20 protein-coding genes, 1 pseudogene and 2 other annotated features are annotated in these 25,008 nt (G+C 42.3%); of the genes and pseudogenes, 3 read left to right on the forward strand and 18 right to left on the reverse strand.

The window, feature by feature from the left end; all coding sequences use genetic code 11:
- Positions 1–52: 52 nt before the first annotated feature.
- From trpA to WKU33_RS13405, 6 genes are read right to left on the reverse strand one after another with little or no spacing between them, the layout of a single operon-like run.
- A complete protein-coding gene (gene trpA / locus WKU33_RS13380) occupies positions 53–841 on the reverse strand; it encodes a tryptophan synthase subunit alpha (RefSeq protein WP_336252390.1) in 789 nt (262 codons plus the stop codon).
- Between the two features lie 30 nt (positions 842–871).
- Positions 872–2,044 carry a tryptophan synthase subunit beta gene (trpB, locus tag WKU33_RS13385; protein WP_340455090.1) on the reverse strand — a complete coding sequence of 391 codons (1,173 nt, stop codon included), beginning with the start codon at positions 2,042–2,044 and terminating at the stop codon, positions 872–874.
- Positions 2,041–2,655, reverse strand: coding sequence for a phosphoribosylanthranilate isomerase (locus WKU33_RS13390; protein WP_340455092.1), 615 nt, complete (start codon positions 2,653–2,655; stop codon positions 2,041–2,043). Before WKU33_RS13390 ends, trpB begins: the two co-directional genes overlap by 4 nt.
- Positions 2,645–3,439 (reverse strand): indole-3-glycerol phosphate synthase TrpC, encoded by a 795-nt coding sequence (trpC, locus tag WKU33_RS13395; RefSeq protein ID WP_340455093.1) that lies wholly within the window; start codon positions 3,437–3,439, stop codon positions 2,645–2,647. The genes WKU33_RS13390 and trpC overlap by 11 nt, the downstream gene beginning before the upstream one ends.
- 10 nt (positions 3,440–3,449) lie before the next feature.
- Entirely contained in the window at positions 3,450–4,466 is a 1,017-nt protein-coding gene (gene trpD, locus WKU33_RS13400; protein WP_336252394.1) for an anthranilate phosphoribosyltransferase, read from the reverse strand.
- Between the two features lie 31 nt (positions 4,467–4,497).
- On the reverse strand, positions 4,498–5,892 hold the full coding sequence (locus WKU33_RS13405) for an anthranilate synthase component I family protein (protein WP_340455097.1): 1,395 nt from the start codon (positions 5,890–5,892) through the stop codon (positions 4,498–4,500).
- A gap of 59 nt (positions 5,893–5,951) precedes the next feature.
- Positions 5,952–6,221: a binding site (T-box leader), on the reverse strand.
- Positions 6,222–6,263: 42 nt separating this feature from the next.
- Positions 6,264–6,508: a binding site (T-box leader), on the reverse strand.
- Positions 6,509–7,316: 808 nt separating this feature from the next.
- Here WKU33_RS13405 and WKU33_RS13410 point away from each other — a divergent pair.
- The gene (locus WKU33_RS13410) at positions 7,317–8,441 is read left to right on the forward strand and encodes a CAP domain-containing protein (RefSeq protein ID WP_340455099.1); all 1,125 of its coding nucleotides are present in this window, start codon (positions 7,317–7,319) and stop codon (positions 8,439–8,441) included.
- Between the two features lie 168 nt (positions 8,442–8,609).
- Positions 8,610–9,716 carry a sporulation integral membrane protein YtvI gene (ytvI, locus tag WKU33_RS13415; RefSeq protein WP_156854944.1) on the forward strand — a complete coding sequence of 369 codons (1,107 nt, stop codon included), beginning with the start codon at positions 8,610–8,612 and terminating at the stop codon, positions 9,714–9,716.
- Between the two features lie 433 nt (positions 9,717–10,149).
- On the opposite strand, the gene WKU33_RS13420 is transcribed toward ytvI, so the two are convergent.
- The 11 genes and pseudogenes from WKU33_RS13420 to WKU33_RS13475 form a co-directional block, all read right to left on the reverse strand.
- Positions 10,150–10,941 carry an SDR family oxidoreductase gene (locus WKU33_RS13420; RefSeq protein WP_336252397.1) on the reverse strand — a complete coding sequence of 264 codons (792 nt, stop codon included), beginning with the start codon at positions 10,939–10,941 and terminating at the stop codon, positions 10,150–10,152.
- 111 nt (positions 10,942–11,052) lie between these two features.
- A complete protein-coding gene (locus WKU33_RS13425) occupies positions 11,053–12,396 on the reverse strand; it encodes a sodium/glutamate symporter (protein ID WP_336252398.1) in 1,344 nt (447 codons plus the stop codon).
- Between the two features lie 176 nt (positions 12,397–12,572).
- Positions 12,573–13,345, reverse strand: a pseudogene (locus tag WKU33_RS13435) (TatD family hydrolase).
- A 73-nt stretch (positions 13,346–13,418) separates the two neighbouring features.
- Entirely contained in the window at positions 13,419–14,861 is a 1,443-nt protein-coding gene (locus WKU33_RS13440; protein ID WP_336252400.1) for an aldehyde dehydrogenase family protein, read from the reverse strand.
- Between the two features lie 23 nt (positions 14,862–14,884).
- Complete coding sequence (locus WKU33_RS13445; RefSeq protein ID WP_336252401.1) at positions 14,885–15,634, reverse strand: SDR family NAD(P)-dependent oxidoreductase; 750 nt, start codon at positions 15,632–15,634, stop codon at positions 14,885–14,887.
- Positions 15,631–16,707, reverse strand: coding sequence for a tartrate dehydrogenase (locus WKU33_RS13450; protein ID WP_340455106.1), 1,077 nt, complete (start codon positions 16,705–16,707; stop codon positions 15,631–15,633). Before WKU33_RS13450 ends, WKU33_RS13445 begins: the two co-directional genes overlap by 4 nt.
- Positions 16,708–16,744: 37 nt before the next feature.
- Entirely contained in the window at positions 16,745–18,238 is a 1,494-nt protein-coding gene (locus WKU33_RS13455; protein WP_340455108.1) for an amidase, read from the reverse strand.
- 108 nt (positions 18,239–18,346) lie between these two features.
- Complete coding sequence (gene panF / locus WKU33_RS13460; RefSeq protein ID WP_340455110.1) at positions 18,347–19,816, reverse strand: sodium/pantothenate symporter; 1,470 nt, start codon at positions 19,814–19,816, stop codon at positions 18,347–18,349.
- Positions 19,813–20,118: a YhdT family protein gene (locus tag WKU33_RS13465; RefSeq protein ID WP_340455112.1), complete on the reverse strand. Its 306-nt coding sequence runs from the start codon at positions 20,116–20,118 to the stop codon at positions 19,813–19,815. Before WKU33_RS13465 ends, panF begins: the two co-directional genes overlap by 4 nt.
- A gap of 536 nt (positions 20,119–20,654) precedes the next feature.
- Entirely contained in the window at positions 20,655–21,152 is a 498-nt protein-coding gene (locus WKU33_RS13470; RefSeq protein WP_340455114.1) for a Dps family protein, read from the reverse strand.
- A 295-nt stretch (positions 21,153–21,447) separates the two neighbouring features.
- Positions 21,448–22,470 carry a YecA family protein gene (locus WKU33_RS13475; RefSeq protein ID WP_340455116.1) on the reverse strand — a complete coding sequence of 341 codons (1,023 nt, stop codon included), beginning with the start codon at positions 22,468–22,470 and terminating at the stop codon, positions 21,448–21,450.
- 295 nt (positions 22,471–22,765) lie between these two features.
- Between WKU33_RS13475 and WKU33_RS13480 the strand changes: the two genes are divergently transcribed.
- Positions 22,766–22,900 (forward strand): hypothetical protein, encoded by a 135-nt coding sequence (locus WKU33_RS13480; RefSeq protein WP_340455118.1) that lies wholly within the window; start codon positions 22,766–22,768, stop codon positions 22,898–22,900.
- Positions 22,901–22,986: 86 nt separating this feature from the next.
- On the opposite strand, the gene tkt is transcribed toward WKU33_RS13480, so the two are convergent.
- Positions 22,987–24,999, reverse strand: coding sequence for a transketolase (gene tkt / locus WKU33_RS13485; protein WP_340455119.1), 2,013 nt, complete (start codon positions 24,997–24,999; stop codon positions 22,987–22,989).
- Between the last annotated feature and the right edge of the window lie 9 nt (positions 25,000–25,008).

A 25,008-nucleotide genomic window follows, 5' to 3' on the forward strand; every position in this document is an offset into this window, starting at 1 on the left:
TCCTATCTTATGAAAGATTATAGAGGGAATAGTCTGTAAGAACAAGCACGGATTATAATACCTTGATCGAACGACTCTCCGCTATTAACTGGCTGATTTCTGCTAAATTACCTTCATGAAGAAGCTGAACGACCTTACTGCCAACGATCACCCCGTCACCATGCTCACTGAGCGCCCTCGCTTGCTCTCCTGTAGATACACCGAAGCCCGCGAGTACTGGAGTATCTGTATATGTCTTTAATTCTTGTAAAAATGTTGATACATATGCATCATGCTCTGCCCTTGCGCCAGTTGTACCGGTAACAGCAACCGCATAAAGAAAACCTTCTGTACGCTTGGCAAGTTCCTGTAAGCGTTGTTGCGGACTCGTCATCGCAGCAAGCCTTACATAGGCGATGTCCCTCCTACTTAAAGCTTCCGCAATGAGGCGCTCCTCCTCCATCGGCAAATCGGGAATAATCACTCCATCAACCCCAGCTTTTGCACTCTTTTTGGCAAACGTTTCAACACCAAATGCGATAATTGGATTGATATACGTCATGATGACGACAGGTATCGTCCGTTCTAATTTTGTCACCTCTAATATATCTAGAACGTTGGCAAGTGTTGTCCCGTTAGCTAAAGCTCGGCTGCCAGCCGCTTGGATTGTCGGACCATCTGCTACAGGGTCAGAAAATGGAATACCAAGTTCTATAACAGCTGCATCGTTTTCCTCGAAAAATTTTATTCTGTCTGGCAAAATATCCAAACCACCATCACCAGCCATAATGAATGGTGAGAAAATTTTTTCTCCTGCAGAAAGTCTTTCTTGCAATGCCTTTTCTAATCTTACTTTTCCCATTTATTTCTCCTCCTTCACTTCAATAAATCCTTATTGTCTAAGGTCCTTATCTCCCCGGCCCGAAAGGCAGACAACAATTATTTGATCTTTAGACATTTTTCCGGCAACCTGCATTGCATGAGCTACTGCGTGCGAACTTTCTAAAGCCGGTATGATCCCTTCTTTCCGCGATAAAAGTTCGAAAGCCTCCAGTGCCTCATTATCCGTTACAGTCGTATAATTTACCCGGTCGATACTCTGTAAATAGCTATGTTCCGGTCCGACGCCCGGATAATCTAGTCCTGCCGAAATTGAAAAAGCTTCTTCTATTTGTCCGTTTTCATCCTGTAAAAGATGAGTCAATGTCCCGTGTAATACCCCGACTTTCCCCTTTGTTAAAGTTGCTGCGTGTTTATTCGTTTCTAGGCCACTTCCACCAGCTTCGACCCCGATTAAAGAGACATCTTCCTCCTCAACAAAGGGATAAAACATTCCCATCGCATTACTGCCACCACCGACACAGGCAATAATCTTTTCCGGCAGCTTTCCATCTTGTTCTAAGATTTGCCTTTTCGTTTCCTCACCGATCACCGCTTGAAAATCCCTGACAAGCAGCGGAAATGGATGCGGACCAACGACAGAACCGATAATATAATGGGTATCTTCCACATGGTTCACCCAGTAACGAAGTGCTTCATTCACGGCATCTTTCAGTGTCCCGCTTCCGCCTTCAACACTTCTAACCTCGGCACCAAGCAGCTCCATCCGCTGTACATTCAGTGCTTGGCGGCGAATATCCTCTTCCCCCATAAAGACGATGCAATCAAGACCAAGCAGCGCACAAACTGTTGCAGTTGCTACCCCGTGCTGACCAGCACCGGTTTCTGCCACCACTTTCCTTTTTCCCATCCTAACCGTAAGCAGAGCCTGCCCAATCGTGTTGTTGATCTTATGTGCGCCTGTATGGTTAAGGTCTTCTCGTTTCAAATATATTTTCGCCCCACCTGCTTTATCTGTAAGCCGCTCCGCGAAATATAATGGGGTCTCTCTTCCGACATATTGCTTTAAATAGTAGTTCAATTCCCCAAGGAAGCTCTTATCTTGCTTTGCCGCTTCATACGCTTTTTCAAGTTCAAGAACTGCCGGCATTAATAATTCCGGGACGAACCTCCCGCCAAAATTGCCATACTTTCCACTTTGATCTGGTACGGTATATACACTCATTTTTTATAAGCCTCCCTTTGTTTTGCCTGCTCGATAAATGCTTTCATTTTTTCTGGATCCTTCTTTCCTGCCGTCTCGACACCGCTTGAGACGTCAACTGCGAATGGATTCACTGCTTCCACTGCTTCCCGCACGTTTTCTGGATGAAGACCTCCTGCAAGCAGCAACCTTTCCCGGTCGATGCCTGATTCTTGCAGCAAGCTCCAGTCAAACGTCTTGCCACTCCCGCCACGATTGATGCTCGGTGTATCAATTAGAAAATAATCACATGGATACGTGTGGACATTTTCTAACCTTTCTTTTTCAGCGGGGAATGCTTTAATAACCTTTGCAGAAAGAGATTTTGCCACATGTGGCGGTTCTTCCCCGTGCAGTTGAAGGAAATCAAGCCCAACTTGGCTGGCAATTTGCTCCATCACAGCCGGTTCTTCATTAACAAAGACACCGACTGTTTGGACAGATGCCGGAAGTCGGCTTGCAATCGCTGCTGCCGCAACCGGCGAAATTTCCCGCTTACTTTCCGTAAAAACAAATCCGATTAAATCGGCTCCCGCTTCAGCTGCCGCTTGTGCTGCTTCCTCCGTTGTGATACCGCAAATTTTAACGAACATGCAGCCTCTTCCCCTCTTTCAGTGGAACTTGTAGATTCGTAAATATTCTTTGTAAATCTTCCGCAAGCATAAGTGTTTCTCCGACTAAAATTGCTTCTGCCCCAACGTCTCTCACCCGCTGCACATCTTCTCTTTCCCGCATGCCGCTTTCGCTAATAAGCAATGTGTCACGGTCCGTAACAAGGGATGCAAGTTTTTCCGTTATTGCTACATCGACTTCAAAAGTTTTCAAATTTCGGTTGTTTATTCCGATTATTTCAGGTTCAAGTTTTACTGCCCGTTTCATTTCTTCCTCGTCATGCACTTCTACGAGTACTTCCAATTCAAGAGATGTTGCATAATCGTATAATTTCTTTAAATCCTCATCTGAGAGAGCTGCAACAATTAATAGAATGATTGTTGCTCCGGCAGCTCTTGCGTGATCGATCTGCAACGTATCGATAATAAAATCCTTACATAAGACCGGAACGTCGACTGCTTCACGAACTGCCCGCAAGTCTTCTAATGAGCCATTAAAGAATTTCTCATCGGTCAATACCGAGATGGCTGCCGCACCATTTTTCTCATATGTTTTCGCTTGCTCGATTGGATCCACTTCAAGGTCAATCGCTCCTTTGGAAGGGGAAGCGCGCTTAATTTCAGCGATAATATTCATATTTTCTGAAGCAGCAGCCCGCCCTTTAAAGGAGGGATTTGCTTTACCTACCGGCTCCATTAATTTCTTGTGAATCAGTTCTGTCAGTTCAATTCTTTTTTGTTTTAAAATGTTATCTAAAATAGTCATTCAATACACCTCACACAGGAATTTTTTCACTAAAGCTAACTAATCGTTCCAGTCGTTCTAATGCTGCTCCAGATAAAATGCTCTCTCGGGCTAATTCAATCCCGGCTTGGATTGAATCCGTTTTTCTACTTGTGTAAATGCCAATCCCTGCATTGAGAAGCACCGTGTCGAAGTAAGCACCAGGCTCACCCTTTAGAACGGACAAAAGAATTTCTGCATTACGCTTGGAGTCGCCTCCACGAATCGCTTCATTTGGATAGATTGGTAAATTGACCTCTTCTGGGTGTAAATTCATCGGTGTTAGTTTACCATCTTCTATAACTATCAATTTGTTCAAACCGGCTAAGCTAGCCTCATCAAGTGAACCTGCCCCGGTCACGACCACTGCCCTGCGCCGTCCTAGCTTATTCAATGATTCTGCGACCTTCTCAAGCAAATCTTTCCGGTAAACTCCGACTAGCTGGGTCTCAAGCTGAATTGGATTTGTCAGTGGGCCGATGACATTGAAAATCGTCGGTACGCCAAGATGCTGACGAACAACGGAAAAAGGCTTCAGCACTTCATGGACATGAGGAGCAAATAAAAATGCAATATTGTTCTCCGCAAGCATTTCCTCAATATGTTCCTTTGAAAAGGAAAGTGAGACGCCTAAGTGCTCGAGTACATCTGCACTACCCGTTTTACTGGAAATACTCCGGTTGCCGTGCTTCGCAATTTTAATCCCCGCCCCTGCCATGACAAAGGCCGCGGTTGTACTGATATTGAAACTATTTGACCGGTCCCCGCCAGTACCGCAATTATCGATGACATTTAATGTGTTTTCCGTCTGGAAGGATGACTTTTCCCGGATTACCTCCGCAAGACCAGTAATTTCATCGGCCGTTTCGCCTTTTGCTTGGAGTGCAATAAGGAATGCGGCAATTTCCGATTCGGTCACTTCACTCGTAAAGCAATGGCTTGCAGCTGCTTTCATTTCTTCCCGGCTTAAATTTTCCTTGTTGATCAACTTTTGAAGATATGTCTTCATTTGTTCGTTCTCCTTTCTTTACGACTTTTTGTTAACTGAACGTGTATGCGGCTTCTACTAAGGATCGCGCTTTATGCAATGTCTCTTCGTATTCTTTCTTCGCTACCGAGTCACGGACAATCCCTGCCCCAGCTTGGAGATATGCGTATTTTCCTTTGATAATCAGCGTGCGAATCGTAAGTGCGATGTTCAAATCCCGGTTGAAACTAATATAACCAACTCCCCCGCCATATGGGCCGCGCCTCTTTTCCTCCAGTTCATTCACAATCTCCATCGCGCGCTGTTTCGGCATTCCGGAAACAGTTCCTGCAGGTAACAAAGATATTAATGCATCGACGCTTGAAGAGTTTTCTCGTAACTCACCCTTTAACTCGGAAACAATATGCATCACATGCTGGTATTTTTCAATGATCATATCGGTTGTAAGTTCGATTGTCTGTTCCTTACAAACACTGGCAAGATCTTCGTTACTAAGTTCAACGAGCATGCGGTGTTCAGAAAGTTCCTTTTCGTCCCCAAGAAGTTCAGCCTCTAGCCTCGCATCTTCCGCTTGTGTCGCACCCCTTGGTCTTGTGCCAGCGATTGGATTCGTAACCACCTCATTACCAGTTACTTGCAGCAAACTTTCTGGTGACGCGCCTAGCAGAATATAATCCGCAAAATCAATGTAAAACATATATGGAGACGGATTAGACGCACATAAATTCTCATAAAAGGCAAATGGGAAATCTGGGTTCCCGCTAATATCTGCTTGCATCCGCTGTGATAGTACTACCTGTAACACTTCTTTCCGTTCGATATATTCCTTCGCCCGCAACAATTTTTCTGTAAAACTTGCTTCTGTTTCTTGAGACTTGAAATCTACATTGGGAAAAGCTGTATTGCTGTCTTTCATGTCGGCTTGAAGTAAATTTTTTAGTTTCTTGAGCTCTTCATCCAGGAATACGTTAGGGTCTTGGTCCGGATTGACTGCAATAAGATATAAGCAATCTTTCGTATGATCAATAGCGATAATATTTCTAAATAACATGAAATGAACGTCGGGCATTTGTAACTCATCCACACTTGGAAAAGCAATATCTTCCAAATTACAAATGAAATCATATCCGACATAGCCGACCGCCCCGCCGAAAAATGGGATTGGTAAATGTGTTTCCATGTCGGGTAGCTGCTTTTTCAAATAGTCGAGTGCATGTTCTTCGAGTTGTCTCGTCGTTTTCGTTTGAACATCTATTATCGTAGTTTTTCCTTGGTTGCCAATAACCTCTTCGTACGGATCAACTCCGAGATAAGTGAATTTTCCTTTTTGTTCATGGTAACTCGTACTCTCAAGCAAGAACTTTTTTCGGGATTTCAGGTTTTTGAAAATCTTTAAAGCTGACATTCCAGCTGCCGGTATTTTTTCATATTGATACGCTAAGATCATTTACCTTTCACTCCTTTTCTGTAAATAAAAAAGTCCTCTATAAACATAACTTGATGTTTATAGAGGACGTATGGGACCGCGGTGCCACCTCACTTGGAAAAGAATCTTCTTTTCATCTTTTTCGGATACGGAAAGCTTACATTTCACTCCTTCGATATCCTATCCGTGTAACGGCGGAAACCCGTGCTTTCCTACTCAAGCAACAATTGCTTTTTCAGAAACCCTCTCATAAGTCCATTCAACAGTCACGAGCGCGCTGGAATCTCACCATCACCAGCTCTCTGGAACGCTTGAAGCGACTGTTTACTACTCTTACTTTACGATTTTTTTATATTTATATTTTTTTGGCAAACAAAAAGATCCCTCATCCGAAAAAGGACGAGGGACCGTGGTACCACCTTTATTAGCTGTAAAAGCTCACTCAACATGTCGGGCAATTATTGCCTAACACCTGTCTCAGATAACGATGAGACGTATTCGCCAAAGCCTACTCCAGTTGTCGTTTCGGTTTGGAAGCTCCGAAGTCCATTCATTTATCCCCTCCACACTGGTTCACACCAACCACCAGCTCTCTTAAGTGTCTGAATAAATTACTACTCTTCATCAACGCAGATTAATTAAGTTATTAGAAATAAGATTAAGATAATTCCAAGAAGATGTCAAGGGGTTTTTGAAACTTTTTTAATCCTTCTTACTTTCATTCACCGTAAGTATCTTGCACGGTCATTATATTGGTGCCCTGATTACCGTTCGGTTGCCCGGCAGACGCATACTTTCCCAATTAAGTGAGAAAATCATGCGAATGGGAAAATAGGAATCGTTTATTTTCTTATTAGAGCGAGGTATGCGCCCTAATAGGAAAATAATTCCCTATTGCTTTCCCATTTAAGTAAGATGAACATGCGGATGGGAGAATAAACCTTAGTTATTTTCCCATTTAAGTAAGATGAACATGCGAATGGGAAAATAAAACCAAGTTGTTTTCCCATTTAAGTAAGATGAACATGCGAATGGGAAAATAAAGCAGAGTTATTTTCCTATTAAAGTAAGATGAAATGCGAATGGGAGAATAAAACCAAGTTGTTTTCCCATTTAAGTAAGATGAACATGCTAATGGGAGAATAAAGCACAGTTATTTTCCTATTAAAGTAAGATGAACATGCGAATAGGAAAATAAACCCCAGTTGTTTTCCTATTAGCCCCTTGTTTAGAGGAGGGCATATTACAGACCGTTAATACATGATAAAATATTCCCTGTTTTCTTTTCCATATTTTTGTAAGTTTACATCACACTAGCTTGATATCTTTTATGATAAAATAAAGAAGATACTTTGCAAGTATGTGAGGCAGCAATTTGGCTAGAATGATTGCTATGAACTGGGACATGTGCACTGACCCTAGTCTCAATAGATGGGAGTGGGAGTTTGACTTTTTTACGGAGATTTATTGTTTTGTTACTTATTGTCGGGTTGTTTTGGCATTTTTATGGGGATAGTTTTAAAGAATCAGGAGTAGGCGGAGTTTTTGAAAATATTCAATCAGATATTTATCGAATCGGCGAGCATCCAGTTGTTAGCAATACGATCGATTGGATTGGACAGGAGATTCGGTTACTTTCTGATAAAGTTTCTGAAACCTTTCAAGATCAAGATTCACCAATTCAACTAGAGGAACCCGAGTTATCAGCTCCTTCCGATCACTTATTTTCTATTCATAACATTGAACTTGGTGATTTGCGGGCGGATGTTGAAGCACAGATTGGTGAACCTGAAAGAGCGACAAGGAATGAATATGGTGTGGACTGGGTCACGTATCATCAGAATTACCAACATTTCATGATGATTTCTTATGATGACGACAACCGAGTCAATGGTTTATATACGAATCAAGATTTGCTTACTTCCAGTAATGGAATTACATTTGAAAGCACGCGGGAAGAAGTGCTTTCCGTATTGCCTAAGCCACTGCAAACGCTCCGAAAAGGTTTAGTGAATTACGAAATTCAGGATAACGGGGAGTTTCATACTTTCGAAATTGACCAAAGTTACACGACAATATTTTATGATGTTCATCAGAATAATACAGTGACCGCTATTCTGATTATTGATAAGCAATTGGAAAAACAGAAGAAAAACTATTTTGGAATGCCGAGCGAAGAATTAAGAGAGGGATTCGAATATCAGTTATTTGATCTCACCAATGCGGCACGGGTAAAACACGGGCTTTCTGTTCTCGATTGGGAAGAATCCGCTTTAGAAACGGTCCGCGCCCATAGTCAGGATATGGCAGAAAATAATTATTTCAGCCACACAAATCTGGAAGGCAAGTCCCCATTTGACCGCTTAACAGAAGATGCTGTTGCCTACCAAAGGGCTGGGGAAAATCTCGCTGCTGGTCAACAAAGCAGTATTTTTGCCCATGAAGGTTTAATGAATTCACCTGGTCACCGTGAAAACAAGTTGCATAATAGCTACCGAACCCTCGTTGTCGGGGTAGCTTTCAACAAAGACTCTCTTCCTTTTTATACGGAAAATTATATAGCTAACTAAGTAGGACGTTCATGTTACTTACGTGACGTCCTTTCTTTATATAGACGCGACTCATTCTAGTTAAAGCCAAGAAATTATGATAGGATAAAAATAAAAACAAATGAATTTTCGCTATTTTTATTAACAGATAGCAAATTATGTTCCAAGCGATTGAAAGGAGCTCTGCTTATGAAACACCCAGCGATCCAAATAATTTTCCGCATCCTATTTCTAGCTTTTATTTCCGCAATTGGCTTATTTTTACTATATCATTTTCTTAGACTTACATATCCTTTTCTAATCGCCGCTTTACTTGCCTTTTTAATCAATCCGATTGTTAATACTGTTGAAAGATATTTACGTTTTCCAAGACCACTTGCCGTATTAACCGGAATCCTTTTCCTTATTGGAATTATCGGAAGCATTGTGACGATCCTTATCAAAAAGACCATTGACGGATTTTTATACCTGTCGGATTATATCCCGAATCAAATTGAAGTAGTTTCCATAAATATCCAGTTATATTTCAATGATGTCATTTTACCATTATGGGATCAAGGCATTGGCTTTATAGACAACCTCGATTCTTCGCAGCGCCAAGCCTTGCAGGAAGGGATTCAAATTATCGGTAGCAATGTCGCCGCCTTACTCGGCAGAATTGGTCAGGGTATTGCTAACGGTCTTTCCACCTTTATCGGTGCCCTTCCCATTACATTTACAGTTATTATTTTTTCTATTCTTGCAATTTATTTCATCAGCAAAGATTCTAAGAAATATGCCACCCTTTATAAAAATAAGTTGCCGCTCATTTTCCAAAAAAAGACCTGGAATGTCTTACGTGATTTAAAGCGAAAAACATTCGGCTTTTTAAAATCCCAAATCATCTTAATGATTCTTACTGCTTTAGTCAGTTTCATCGGTTTATTGATATTGCAGGTGGAGCAGTCACTTACTATCGCTGTAATTCTTGGTTTCATCGATCTATTGCCATATTTCGGACCAGGGCTCATCTTGATTCCTTGGAGTATATATAGTTTTTTTACCGGGGATTTGTTTATGGGGATCGGCCTTCTCATTCTATATGGCTCCACCGTAACCGTCAGACAAATTGCCGAACCAAAAGTACTATCATCCAGTATGAAGTTAAATCCGCTCGCCATTCTCGTATCTTTGTTTGCAGGCCTGCAACTATTTGGTTTAATTGGCCTTATTATTGGACCAATCAGCCTTGTTCTAATTATTTCTTTGTATGATGCGAAAGTTTTTGATGGCTTGTGGGAATTTATCACGCATTAACGGTCTGTAATACCCCCTCTTCTAAACTTGAGGGATGCCCAACATGTGGAGCTGGGGGGATATACAGTCCGTAAATACCTGATTCTGTTCAACTAACTTTCAGTGGGGGGAAGGAATTCCCCACTGAATGAAGTTTCACTTTATCACGCATTAACGGTCTGTAATATCCCCTCTTCTAAACTTGAGGGATGCCCAACATGTGGAGCTGGGGGGATATATAGTCCGTAAATACCTGATTCTGTTCAACTAACTTTCAGTGGGGGGAAGGAATTCTCCACTGAATGAAGTTTTACTTTATTAAAGGAGAACCCACTTCTTCCTGAATAAAAAGACCCGCTTTTGTTGTTATTTCCCGGGAAATATCGACAAGCGGGTTGTTTGTGTACACAATCACATAGTTCATAAATTACTTAAGTAATGCTGGTTTCCTCATCTACAATGCCTTTACAAGCCCTCCGTCAACAACGAGACTCTGACCAGTGACATAGGAGTTAGCGCCCGACGCAAGGAAAACGACCATGTTCGCAAATTCTTCGGGTTCTCCGTATCTCCCAATCGGGATCGACCGTTCGACTTCATTCCGGAGTTGTTCATAGCTGATTTCTTTATGATCCGCTCGTATTTCATCCAATTCCTGCACTCGGTCTGTTGCAATCCGGCCCGGACCAATGGTATTAACAAGAATATTGTCTCCTGCCAGTTCTTGAGAAAGACTTTTCGATAGGCCGACAATTCCGGCACGAAATGTATTGGATAAAATTAGATTATCCAATGTCTGTTTAATAGATGAGGATGCAATATTAACAATTCTCCCTGCTCCTGACTCCCGCATGGAAGGCAATACTTCCCGCGTAAGACGGATAAAGCTTAATAGATTCAACTCAAAAGCAGCTTGCCAGTCGCTGTCTGAAAACTTATCAAAAGTTCCAGCAGGTGGGCCGCCAGCATTATTGATCAGTACATCTACCTTCCCGTTCCATTCTATAGCTGTTCCCACTAACTGTTTAATTTGCGATTCATCCGTTATATCACATGTTTTATAGCGGACATTTTCATTACCTGTTTTCTTCCTGATTTCAGCTGCGGTAAGTTTCAATTCCTCTTCCCTCCTGCTGGAAATCAGAACATGCGCCCCTTCTTCAGCAAATTTTAATGCAATTGCTTTACCCAATCCTTTACTGCTCGCAGCTACAATGACGGACTGCCCTTTTAATTTTAAATCCATTATTTCTCCCCCTTTAAAACACTCGTTAACATATTACTCACATTTTTTAGAAACTTACTTTCATACTAGCATAACATCATACAAATCGGGGGAATTTATTGTTTTTCCCGTTTATCCATTTTCTCTTTCTCCTATCATAATCCAGCCCCTTCGGATAGAAAATAGGATAATGAGAATGGACAATCCGACCGTTATCGTGACGAATAACCACGGACGGCCATGAAGAATGAACATTGGCGAGAAGGTAATGAGCATAATTTCAACCGGCGCGATTGGTATATAGGCCAAGCCATATTCATCAAGCGTCTTACTCTCCATTCTTGGATCAACTATCCGCAGTAAAGCAATCGCCATTGCCACTGCACCAGTAATCCAGCCCCAAGTAAAGATACCTTTTTCAAACCAATTCTCTTGGAAATAATTCTTAGAAACGACTTTATAGAAAAAGTAAGAGAAGAGGATACCGAATATAATCAGGATTGAAAATGGTACAATGTTCTCCGCTACGACTGTTAAGTTAATCGATGCGATTCCGAAAGCTACCAAGATATCTGTCGCACTTCCGCTCACTTTTGATACAACATTTTTATCAATATAATGATCCACTTCTGCTTTTTGAATCATAATATTTAAAAATAAACCGACTAAAAACGCCAAAGAAAACGCTGGAATCGTAAGTTGCGGAAATAGCCGCTCACCAAATTGACTTAAAAAATAACCCCCGGTTGCTACAAGCAGCACGAGCGCCAAGTGAAATACAAGGGGATCGATGGAAATACTCGAAACTGTATCATTCCCCATCGAAGTTCTTTTCTCTTTTGGCAATAGACCGGTCCGGTATTCTGTAGGCAGTTCTTCAAACCGGCTGATATAGTTCGCTTCACCTTTATTTGCCGCAGAACGGATTAAAAGCAACCCTACTCCAATAGCGACAATTGCACCAATTGTTGCGGAAGTCATCGCAAGGGAAGTCGCTTCTTTCCAGCCCTGCTGTTGAAAAGCATCGCCAAGTGCTGCAGCAGTACCATGTCCCCCGACAAAGCCGGCAGCTAATAATAAACCAAATCCATCATGGACATGGAATGTAGGTACAAGAAAAATTAGTGCAAACATTAAACCTAGTCCCCACATCAATAACATGATGATTTGTGAATATGACCAAAAACCACCAACCTTGTCCATGACTTTCCGCCAATCGAACTTCTCTGATGATAATGGTATGGAAGCGAAAACAATAGCAATTAAAACACTCGGATATGTTCCGATAAAATCAGAAAACGGGATGATTTGAAAACCATTCGGTCCCAGTATCAAGCCCAAAATTCCGGCGATAATGCTTGCCGGCATAAAAGAACGTTGCAGAAATATTACCCTTGCACGTAAAACCATTCCTACTAACAATAACAACGATAATAGTCCTAAATCCGTCAGAACATCCCATAGAGTAAACTCCATATATGTAACTCCTTTCTCTTGGTGTAGGATAATATAGGTTAAAAAGAAGCACACATTTTAATGTGTATCAAATTATAAAAAAACATTCCGCCTGAGGAAAAACACCGCTCGAATATTATAACATACCTTTTTTATTCATGTCTTTCGTGACGCGATTTCGGCAATAGTCGTCAAAGCTAAAGCGTGAAAAAACTTCTCGTGTTTTCATAAATTTGCTGATAAACCGCTGTTCTATCGATTTGTTTTAAGTGTGCAATCACCTTTACCGACTCATGCATCATTTTGGGATGAGTGCGTTTATTTTCGAAAGGACCGGAAAATTGCCAAGGACCGTCCGTTTCCACCATTAATTGTTCAAGTGGATATTGTTTGGCTATTCGCTGAATCTTAGGCTTATATATGATATCCGGCGTTACAGAAATAAAGTAGCCATTCGTAAGCATCCGTTGCATTGTTTTATCATCTCCTTAAACCAATGAAAATGCGCCTTATCGATCGAATGTTTCTCAAGTAAAGAGCAAACAACTGGTGCATCTTCATAAACGGCATGGAGAATAATTGGTTTCTTTGTTCGCTTGGCAAGCATGATGAAATGCTCGAGCAGGTTGATATATTCTTCAAGTTTAAGATCTGTCTCCTGTCTTAAATAATAAGGTAGCCCTACTTCTCCAATTGCAACCATGTCTTGTTCCTGTGTTAAGATAAATTCCGTCAACTGGACTATTTCTTTTTCTGAAGGCAAAGTTTGTTCCGGATGATATCCAAAGGCCGGTTGGATAGTGCAATATGTTTTGGATAAAGCGAGATTTGATTTTGCGGACTTGAGATTTTGTGAAACGGTAATAAGGCCTTCTATCTGATGCTTGTCCAATGACTCGATTATTTGCTTTTGTTCTTCAGTGGTGTAAAAATCAAGATGGATATGAGCATCGATCAGTTTGGTTTCCATAGTACTAGCAATCCCTTCTAAAAATAATTCACAAAAAGAAGTGAAAACAATGGTCTGTTTTCACTTCTGTATTCTATCTATACTTTACTGCCACGTTTTTTAACGTCGTGTAGTTATCCAGTGCTGCCCAACCTTTTTCTCTGCCGAACCCGCTCTTTTTGTAGCCGCCAAATGGCATTTGAACACCACCACCAGCACCGTAATTGTTGATAAACACCTGACCGGAATCAATTCTGCTTGCTAAGTAATGAGCGCGGTTAATATCTTTCGTCCAAACGCCGGCAACTAACCCATAATCCGTACTGTTTGCAAGTTCTAACGCTTCTTCCGTGTCCTTGAACGTAAACACGGTAAGCACCGGACCAAATACCTCCTCTTGGGCAATTCTACTGCGTGGACTTACTCCATCGACAATCGTCGGCTCGATATAAAATCCATTTTCAAATCCTTCGACAGTCATTTGATTGCCACCAAAAAGAATTTCTCCCTCTTCCCGAGCAATATTGATCATCCCCATCACCCGGTCAAATTGCCTTTCATTTAAAATCGGACCAATATCTTTATCCTCGATACCTGCACCGATCGTTAGTTTACCGAACTGTTCAATCACCTTTTTCAAAAATTCATCTTTGAATGATTCCTCAACGAGCAACCGTGCCCCTGCAGAACAAGTCTGGCCTGCATTTTGTATAATCGAACGGACAACGCCGGCAACGGTCGATTCTACATCACAATCGGCAAACACGATATTCGGAGACTTCCCACCAAGCTCTAACGTGGCTGGCACGACATTCGCCATCGCCGCTTGTCCAACGGAAATTCCTGTAGCAACCGAACCAGTGAATGTTAGCTGATTAATAAGTGGGTGACCTGCTAAAGCAGCTCCTGCTTCATACCCGTAACCTGTTACATGGTTGAACACTCCAGCAGGTAAGTCTAACTCAGCAAAAAATTCACTGAGGCGCAGCGCGGTAAGCGGCGTATCCTCTGCGCTTTTTACAACAACCGTATTCCCTGTCGCAATTGCTGCCGCAACACTTCTAGAAATAATTTGCAGCGGATAATTCCATGGAATGATATGGGCCGTCACCCCAACCGGTTCGCGCACAACATAATCAAGCAATCCGTCTTGAATTGGAATCGTATCCCCCATTACTTTATCAGCTGCTCCACCATAAAAACGGAAGTAGCGGATCGCCGCATCCACATCAGCATACGCTTGGGAGAGCGGCTTTCCAACATCCGTTGTTTCAAGCTCCGCTAATTCATCCTTACTTTCCTGCATTTTATCGGCAATTGCAAATAAAAGATCTCCCCGGTCAAATGCCGAATACGAACGCCATTCCTCCGTGCGAAATGCAGCAGCTGCAGCTCGAACAGCCCGGTCCACGTCTTCCTTCGTACCTCGAGGAATCTCACCGATTTTCTCACTGCTTGACGGATTCAGCACATCAATTACCGCTTCGTTCGCACTTTTCGTCCATTCTCCATTGATATACATTTCATATGTTTTCACCAAGTGTCTCCCCTTTTTTGAAACTATATATTTCTCCCACCATCAACATGTAAAACAGCTCCGGTTATCATTTCTGCCGCATCAGACAATAAATATTTCACCGATTTAGCGATGTCTCCCGGTTGCAGTAATTTGCCAAGTGGTACACTGCTTTCAAAGACTTCCTTTTTGGTATCGTCAACACTGCTACCCACAGCAGTAAACTCACCAAGCATTGACGTGTCAGCTGGCCCCGGATGGAGCACATTCGCGTTCACTTGATATGGCGCAAGTTCTAAAGCTAATGCTTTTGTAAAGGACTCTACGGCGCCTTTCGAAGCAACATAAGCCTGCAGTCCAGGTCGTGGCCGTGTCGTCGAAACAGAACCGATATTGACAATTTTTCCGCTTCCCTGTTCCTTCATATAAGCAGCGGCTTCCCGGCACGTTAAAAAGATACTAGTCATATTCACATCGATTATTTTTCGGTATTCGGCAAGGCTGCAGTCTTCTATCGGTGTTGCATGTTGCGCAATCCCATGCACATTCGCAAGTCCATCGATAGAACCAAATTCACTCTTTGTCTGTGCAAAAATATGCTGTACAGCAGCTTCATTAAGCAAATCTGCTTTCATAGCTTTAAAACGGGGATTCTCCTCAAGTTCAGCTAAAGCTGCAATATTTAAATCGCACCCGACAACATTTGCACCTGCTTCGAGTAAATGTTCCACCGTAGCTCGCCCCATACCACCGCCAGCACCTGTTACAATGACTGTCTTATTTGTTATTGTCATAAAAGTCCTCCAATTCGTTCCAGTTTGTCACTAATTGCATCGCCAACATCTGCTGTTGTCGCATTTCCGCCAATATCTGGCGTCAGTACTTTTTTCTCAACCAACACTTCTTCAATCGCCTGTAAAACGAGATCATGGAGATCTTTCCTTCCAAGATATTCGAGCATTAGGGCAGCTGACCAAATTTGAGCGATTGGATTTGCGATCCCTTTTCCTGCAATATCAGGCGCAGAACCATGAACCGCTTCAAACATCGAAGGAAATTCACCCGACGGATTAATATTTCCAGATGGCGCAAGACCAAGACCACCGACAATTGCTGATCCAAGATCAGATAAAATATCCCCGAAAAGGTTCGAAGCTAATACGACATCAAAGGTTTCGGGACGTTGGACAAAGTAAGCAGCAAGTGCGTCGATATAATATCTTTCATAAGCGATATCTTTATTTTCCGCTGCCACTTCTTCCACAAGTCGATCCCAAAACGTCATCGTATGGAGCATGACGTTCGATTTCGTCGCATTCGTCACTTTTTCCCTGCCATTCGCACGTGCATAGTCATAAGCAAATCTAGCAATCTGTTCAACCCCCTGCCGCGTCATCACCATGTTCTGTAACGCCATTTCTCGGGTTTCCCCATGAAACATCGCTCCACCTGAGTCTGTATATTCTCCTTCACTATTTTCCCTGACAATAACGAAATCAATCGGCACCTCTTTTTTCAATGTGCTTTCCAGGCCCCGCAACAGTTTAATCGGGCGGAAATTAATAAACTGCTGGAAGTTTTTCCGTATTGGTAAAATTAATTCCCAAATCGACACTGGATCTGGCACTCGAGGATCCCCAATCGCACCGAATAAAATGGCATCAAATTCTTTTAACTGCTCAAGTCCATCTTCTGGCATCATTTTCCCGTGCTCTAAGTAATATTCACTATTCCAATTAAAATTCTTCGTTTTAAAACGGAAGCTAGAATCCATCTCAGCAATTCGTTCAAGGACTTTTACCGCTTCCCTTGTCACTTCTGGACCGATCCCATCTCCGGGTAATACCGCAATCTTGTATTCTCTCATCTCTTTCATCCTCTTTTTACAAAGTCTATTATTATAATTATTGCTTCTGCATGGATTGTATTTTAGTAACATGGATATCCGGCTTCCTTCCATCGTTCCATTTCCCATCGAGCGCTCTTTCAATCTGGGCACCGAGCTGAAGCAACAGACCGTCATTTCCTTGTTTGGCGAGTGCGTGCATTCCAAACGGTAAACCATTAGGAAGTTGTGCCACCGGAAGAGAGATTCCTGGGATACCGCAAATATTGGCAATCGACGTATAGGAAAAAATACTCCAGAGGTTATGGAACCAGTCGTAAACAGAAGGATTATCACTCATCGTCAAGTACTCTGTCGTTCCAACAAGCGGCGTCGGAAGTGCCATCGTCGGTGTCAGAATGATATCCCATTTTTCAAAGTATGAAGCTGTTGACCTGGATAGCTGGTTAAAAACCGCTTGCATTTTTGCCCGTTCACCATATGTTGCATGTCTTCCTTCCTCCCACACCCGGATACACATCGGTTCCACTAATCCAGCAGGTGGTGTTTCTAAATCTTTCTCTTCTAAAATTTCAGAAATCGTTTGGGAAAAATTCATGATATATGCCTCCGTCTGCGCCTTATATGCAGCATGGAAATCAATATCCGGGATCGTCCATTCGACGTCATGTCCTAATTCTTCGAGGAATTTTGCTGTTTTTTTCAGTTCGACAACAATTTCTGGTGTTGCTTGGTAATCCCCCCATTCATGCGACACCGCAATCCGCAATTTACCCGGATCCTTTTTAATTAGTTCCGTATAAGGCTCATCCGGGTGCCAAAACGGCATGAACTCACCAGGTGCCCCGCCTCGCGTATGATCGACAAAAGCTGCCATATCCCGAATTGTACGGGTCTGAGCTCCTTGGCTCGACACAACACTCATTAAATCGGAACCATTGGGAGCCAAGGAAAAAATTCCTCGGGATGGCTTGAGTCCGATATTTCCATTTACTCCTGCCGGAATTCGAATTGAGCCACCACCATCTGTCGCATGAGCAATTGGAACAATGCCAGCAGCGACGGAAGCAGCCGAGCCTGCTGAAGAACCGCAAGTCGTGTAATTAACATTCCATGGGTTCCTCGTCACATAGAGATCCGGGTTTTCCGCGGAACTGCATAGACCTAGTTCGGGAGTCGTCGTTCTTCCTATAATATTCAGACCTGCACCGCGAAACTTCGTCGTTAGAAAACTATCTTTCTCTGCTCGATTTCCTTGCATAAGTAAAGAACCCATCTCCTGAAGTCGACCTTTTATCGTCGGTCCCAAGTCTTTCATCAAAAATGGAACACCGGCAAACACACCATCCGGGTTCATTCCGTCTTGCAGTGGATCTTCCACAACATCGTCAAATACTTCAATAACTGCACTAATTTCAGGATTCAATGCCTCAATCCCTTTTGCTGCTTGACGCGCGGCTTCCTGCGGGGTCACTTCTTTTTCCCGAATCAACTCGGCTAAACCTGTCGCATCAAGCTCTGCCCATTCTTCCCAACTCAGCAATTCTTTCACAAACTTCACTCCCCTTTTCTTTATCTCTATGTTGCAAATCCCATCTATTCCGGGGATCCAATCTATTCATAAGAGGCATGCCTGATTTTAAAAACAGGCATGTCCTACCTATGCTCCTTTGTTAATATTTTTTGTTGGAAACTCGTACGCTTCTTCTTTAAAGATCAAACTGAAGACAACAAACACAATCAAGGATAGGAAAACCGGCACGGTAACTGTATGGACGCCAAACAAGTCGCCATATGCCTGGTTATAATAATGAATAGCAATATAAGAACCGATCCCTGTAATCATCGATGCGATGGCACCAGTCTTGTTCGCATATTTCCAGTAAAGCCCCATAATGAGCGGCCACATGAAAGCTGATTCTAAACCACCAAAAGCAAATAAGTTCAGGTAAATAAGTAATTCTGGCGGACTGATTGCAAGAATGAAAGCGACAATCCCAATTACTCCAGTAACTCCCATACTCACATTTTTAATTTGTCGATCTGTTGCTTTCGGTTTTATATAGTTAATATACACGTCTTTTACAACGGATGAACTAACGAGTAATAGAAGCGAATCCACTGTTGACATGATTGCTGCAAGCGGTGCAGACAGGATGACTCCGGCGAGCCATGGAGGCAACACTTCTAAAGCAACGAGCGGAATTACCTGGTCCGCTACTTCAACTCCAGGCAATACTGGACGGGAAAATACCCCAATCAGATGCATGCCAAGCATAATCGTCCCAGTGACAATTGTTCCAATGATGATCGCACGGTGCATCGCTGTCGAATTCCGATAGGACATCGCACGAACTGCGATTTGCGGAAGTGCTACAACCCCTACTCCGACAAGGATCCAATAAGACGAAACGTAAGCAGCCGTCAAGGAACCGTCATGACCGAACGGGGTAATTAAATTCGGATTAATTGCGACCAAATCAGCGAATATATTCGATAGCCCACCGCCCGCAATAATAACCGCTGCAAGGAGAACCAATGTACCAACGACCATAATAACCCCCTGGACCGCATCCGTTACTACAACGGCTCGGAACCCACCAACCGTAACATAAACGAGTACCGAAATCGTAAAAATAAATAAAGAGCCAATATAACTAATTCCAGTTAATGATTGGATTAAATAAGCTCCTCCAACCCACTGTGCCGCCATCGCAGCGAACATGAAAACAATAATACTAAATGCAGAGAGCAGCACAACCGTCTTGCTCTTATATCTTTCTTTTAAAAAGTCAATTAACGTAACCGCATTATACCGTCTTGCAACGATTGCGAACTTTTTCCCAAGAATAAGCAACACGAAATATCCGGTCGCAAGCTGCGTCATTGCAAGCAGTACCCAACCAAAACCAATCGTATAGGCAGCACCTGGGCCGCCAAGGAAACTTGACGCACTTCCATATGTAGCAACCATCGTCATCGCGAGCAGTAAGCCACCGAATTCTCTGCTGCCTAGAAAATAATCACTCAAGAACCCATCCGCTTCCGATAATCTTCTACTAGACCACATACCGATAATAAAAATTACAACAAGAAAAATTAATAAAGGGGTAACTACCGCCCAGTTCATCCTTTCATCACCTCATCTTCCTTTGTATCTTCATCGTCATCCTCTAGTGAAATGTCTTTCAAGAAAAATTTAACAACTAAAATGACAACAACAAACATCACTAGTGTTCCAAATATTAAACTGTAAAAAATCCACGCAGGAAATCCCATAACATATGTATATTCCTCAGGTGGCTTCGAACCAAGTCCATAGGCAAAACCATACCACCAGATAAAGTTGAATATAGCAAGCCCGCATCCTATAAGCGCCTCCCTATTTGCAACAGAAAAGCGCCATTCTTGTTTTTTCTTTTTCCGTTCCATACCAACACTCCTCTCTATAAACTGAACTATTTTTGTCAAAAACGACAACTTTAAGTCTATTATACTTATAATAATAACTATTTCCAGTATACAAATTGTTCAGACTTAGCGCTTGACATTACAAATATTTTCCGAATAAAAAAGAAGCGAGACGTTTTGATTACTGTCCCACTTCTTATCATAAAGCAACTTCCCTTCAATGTGGGGAATGATGGCTTTTTTTATTTTTTTACCGCCTTTGAACCAGATTCGAGTTCGTTCGGGTGATTAAAGAGTTTTAATCACTCGAAGGAGATAGATTTGAAATTCGCTTGGGTGATTACAAGCCTTCTAATCAACTGGATGAGATAAATAACAACTCGTTCGGGTGATTACAGGCATTCTAATCAACCGGATGAGATAGATTACAACTCATTCAGGCGATTAAAGGTGCTCTAATCGACCGAATGAGCTTGAGTTGAACTCATCCGGGCGATTAGAAGGTTCTAATCGCCCATTAGACTTCCAGTTTGTTCAAGTAAATAGGGGGTTTTGTTTTACTCACCCTCTGTTGCATCTTTACCAAGATAAGCTTGCAAATTCCACAGCTGGAAGTCGAGATTGTTCTTATATTCGATCAGCATATCTTCCGTCACCGTGTCTCCTTCATTTCCTGCTAGTTCAATTCCTTTTACCGTATAATCACGAATCGCACGGTAATCATTTACGAGATCTTCCACCATTTTATCTGCATGAATTTCCCGTTGATAAACCTCTTCCTTGATGAACGCATGCTCAATAAATTCTTGGAGTGTCGAATAAGGTCTTTCACCAAGCTGGAGTAAACGTTCTGCAAACGAGTCAAAGTAGCCTGTTGTATCATTGTAAAGTTCTTCAAATTTAGCATGCAAAGTGAAGAAATGCGGTCCTTTCACATGCCAATGATATTGATGAAGTTTTACGTACAATACTCCGAGATTTGCTACGAGATGATTTAATATAATCACTGCCGATTCTTCAGGATGTCTGTGTGAATGTGCATGTTCAATTGCCATACTATCTCTCCTTTTTATTAATGTTCAGGCTCTATTAGGACCTATAAATACTGTTCCCTATTTCGAGACATTAAAACTTTTTTAGTATGTCTAACGCTTCACCACTTAATACTGCCGACTAATTCCATCTTTCCTTCCGACGAATAAAAGAACCTTTCTTAATGCCCGACCACACTCACAGAACAGTTGCGCATTTTTATTCCCATCTGGAGCATCAATCGTAGTTACGTATACAATCAAAAAACTGCCTGTCATACCTTTTTTGACAAAATCTAAGGCATGACAGGCACAATGATTACGCGATTGCTTCGATAATTTTTTTGCGATTATTGGATATGGTGGTAGGACTTGTACCATAAATCTGAGCCAGTTCTTTTTGTGATTGGTTCGCTTGTCCGAGTACTCTTTGCTGGAGGACATAGTCAAGGGCAGCCGCATAACTTTCAGGTTTTCTGAAAGTCGGATTTTCTTTTTCCGTAAATGTTTTCCAGATTTCAAGTCCCTGTGCTATATGTTCTTCATCAAATTCTTTTTTCAACATATGTTCTTCAAATATGTCAGCAACCTTACCATATAATGGATTATCCCAAAGCATTTCCTCGGATGATGCTTCGGTTGCCGGTTCAATTGCAGGGTCAGCTGGTGTGTTTTCCATCGTTAAAGCAGTTGCTAAAATCGCGGGATATTCTTTCGTAAACTCCTCATCATTCAAAGCTTTTATTCTATCAATAAATTCCTCATCCGCACCAAACAATTCAAACATCGCCAATAGGAATTCATGCTTCTGTACAAACGGAAGCAGCATCCCGATTACAAAATCCCCCTCCTCTACGCTGCTCATTTCATACGCTCTTACAGTCGTCTCTTCATTTATTCGGATATCCCGTATATGGAATTTTTCATCCGTTATAGAAACAACTTCATAAATGGATGGTGTGACATCCTGCCAAGCTGTAAATGCCCGATTCACTCTCGCGTCTTTCGTTTTATTCCGTTGGTCTTCATAATATATGTCAAAAACGGTCTGATCATGCTTAATTGGTTCATGAATCATTGCCCAGGCAGTCAAACCCAACTTGTATAAATTCATTCGTTCTTCGTCTTCAATCGGTGAATACTTCGGGTGTCGCGAAATCATGTCCCCAAGTTCCCCGCGGTAGTTCTGCATGGCAAAACGATACAGTCCCCGATGAAGCTCATCTAATTGATTATTAAATCGAGTAGGATCAACCTCCATTACACGGGCTGCACCGTGACATCTCTTATATTTTTTCCCGCTCCCACAAGGACACGGTTCGTTTCTTCCAATCTTCCTCATTCATTGTCACCTCTAGTAAAGCTATAAAGCTTAGTTATCTCTTAATTATGGGCAATTTTTATAAATAATTCAAGGTTACTCGTAATTAAGTTTAAAAATGCTATTATTTTTCTCAAAACAGGAAACACCAAGACACCTTGTGTGTCAAGGATAGGGTCACATTTTCATTGGAAAGGGCAGGGAGTTTAACTTGGCATAATCATTTAAATTGCGGCATTGAATTTAACTCGATACATGATAAGGCTATATACGTGTATTTTGCTATGAAGCGGATCGCTAGATTTACAACTATCTTGTGAAATTATGCATAGAATTGGTAATGATAAGTATGAAATCTGTTACTGTAATAGATCACAAAGTAGAAGAGAATCTAACGGTCACCATTGCTATGATTACAGATGGTAAATATTATCTGAAAGCAGAAAATTGAGATGTTGACCGGGAAGATTTTATTGCTTGGTTTTAACACAACAAAAAAAGATGCCCAGTCCAAGGCATCTTTTTTTGTTTCTTATTTTACTGTCCTACTAATTTTTCTACGCGTTTTACAACATTTTCTACAGTAAAGCCGTACTCTTCTATGATTCGTTCTCCATTGCCTGAGGCACCAAATGTGTCGATGGCAAGGATATCCCCCTTATCACCTACATAACGGTCCCAGCCAAGCGAAGAAGCCATTTCAATAGCTAGACGCTGTTTAACACCAGGAAGCAGCACACTGTCTTTATAAGCCTGTTCTTGAGCTTCAAAACGGTCCCAAGACGGCATGCTGACGACTCTAACATCAATCCCCTTCTCTTTCAAAGAGCCCTGCGCCTGAACTGCTAATTGCACTTCAGAGCCTGTTGCGAGAATTAGAGCATCCGGTGTTTTCTTTTCCGCTTCACTTACAACATAAGCCCCCATTCTTACACCGTCATATGCTTTTTCTTTCGTACCTTCCAATGTTGGAAGGTTTTGACGTGTAAGCACAAGTGCAGTCGGCTCATCCTTTGATTCCACAGCAAGACGCCAAGCAGCCTGGGTTTCATTCGCGTCAGCCGGGCGAATCACCGATAAGCCTGGCATTGCACGGAATGATGCTAACTGCTCAACAGGCTCATGCGTTGGGCCGTCTTCTCCTACAGCAATTGAATCATGTGTCCAAACATACGTAACAGGTGTTTTCATTAGGGACGATAAACGAACAGCGGGACGTAAATAATCACTGAAGACAAAGAAGGTTCCACCGAATACCTTCAAGCCGCCATGCAGTGCCATTCCATTAAGTGCTGCCGCCATCGCAAATTCACGGACACCGAACCAAATATTTCGTCCCGCGTAATTCGCTTTTGTGAAGTCACCCGCTTCATCAATCATCGTTTTATTCGAACTTGCAAGGTCTGCACTACCGCCGATAAAGTTCGGAACAGCTTGGGCAATCGCGTTCAAAACTTCTCCTGAGGAAGCACGCGTTGCAAGCGTTGAGCCGACTTCATAGGTTGGCAGGTTTTTATCCCAATCAACCGGAAGTTCATCATTGATTGCTAATTGTAACTGCCTGCCCTCTTCTGGATAAACAGTTTTATATTTTTCAATTAACGCGTCCCACTCTTTCTCAGCCTGCGTACCTTTACGGACTACTTTTTCGTTAAAATCTTCATACACATCTTCTGGGACGAAAAATTCCTCATGTTCCCAGTTATAATTTTCTTTTACGAGCTTCACTTCTTCTTTACCAAGTGGCGCACCGTGAGAATCGGAGGAACCGCCTTTATTCGGTGAACCGTAACCGATTACGGTCTTCACTTCAATTAATGTCGGCTGCTCTTTATTTTCCTTCGCCTCTGTCAATGCTTTACGAAGTTCACCTACATCATTACCGTCCTCCACACGAAGAACTTGCCAACCATAGGAGCGGAACCGCCCCTCGACACTTTCAGAGAATGACCTGTCCAGATCCCCATCGAGAGAAATATCATTCGAGTCATATAGAACGACTAATTTACCTAAACCGAGATGTCCTGCAAGGGAGGCTGCTTCATGTGAAATTCCTTCCATTAAATCGCCATCTCCAACAAGTGCAAATGTATGGTGATCAACTACAGGGAAATCTTCCTTATTATACGTAGCAGCTAAATGGGCTTCAGCCATCGCCATCCCTACTGCAGAGGCGATCCCTTGTCCTAGTGGACCTGTCGTCATTTCAACACCATCTGTGTCGCGTACCTCCGGGTGACCTGGTGTATTCGAACCCCACTGACGGAAGTTCTTCAAATCATCCATCGTCACATGATAGCCAGATAAATGCAGTAAACTATATAAAAGCATCGACCCATGCCCTGCAGAAAGAACAAATCGGTCCCGATTAAACCATTTTGAATGCTTTGGGTTATGCGTCATAAAATCTGTCCAGAGCGTATAGGCAAGCGGAGCCGCCCCCATTGGAAGCCCTGGGTGTCCAGAGTTCGCCTTTTCGATGGCATCAATAGCAAGTGTGCGGATGGTATTAATTGATAATTGTTCTACAGAAATAGTTGAAGTTGTCATACGTCATCA

It is taken from the genome of Oceanobacillus sp. HCA-5259, from assembly GCF_037892815.1.
Classification (GTDB): Bacteria; Bacillota; Bacilli; order Bacillales; family Amphibacillaceae; genus Oceanobacillus; species Oceanobacillus indicireducens.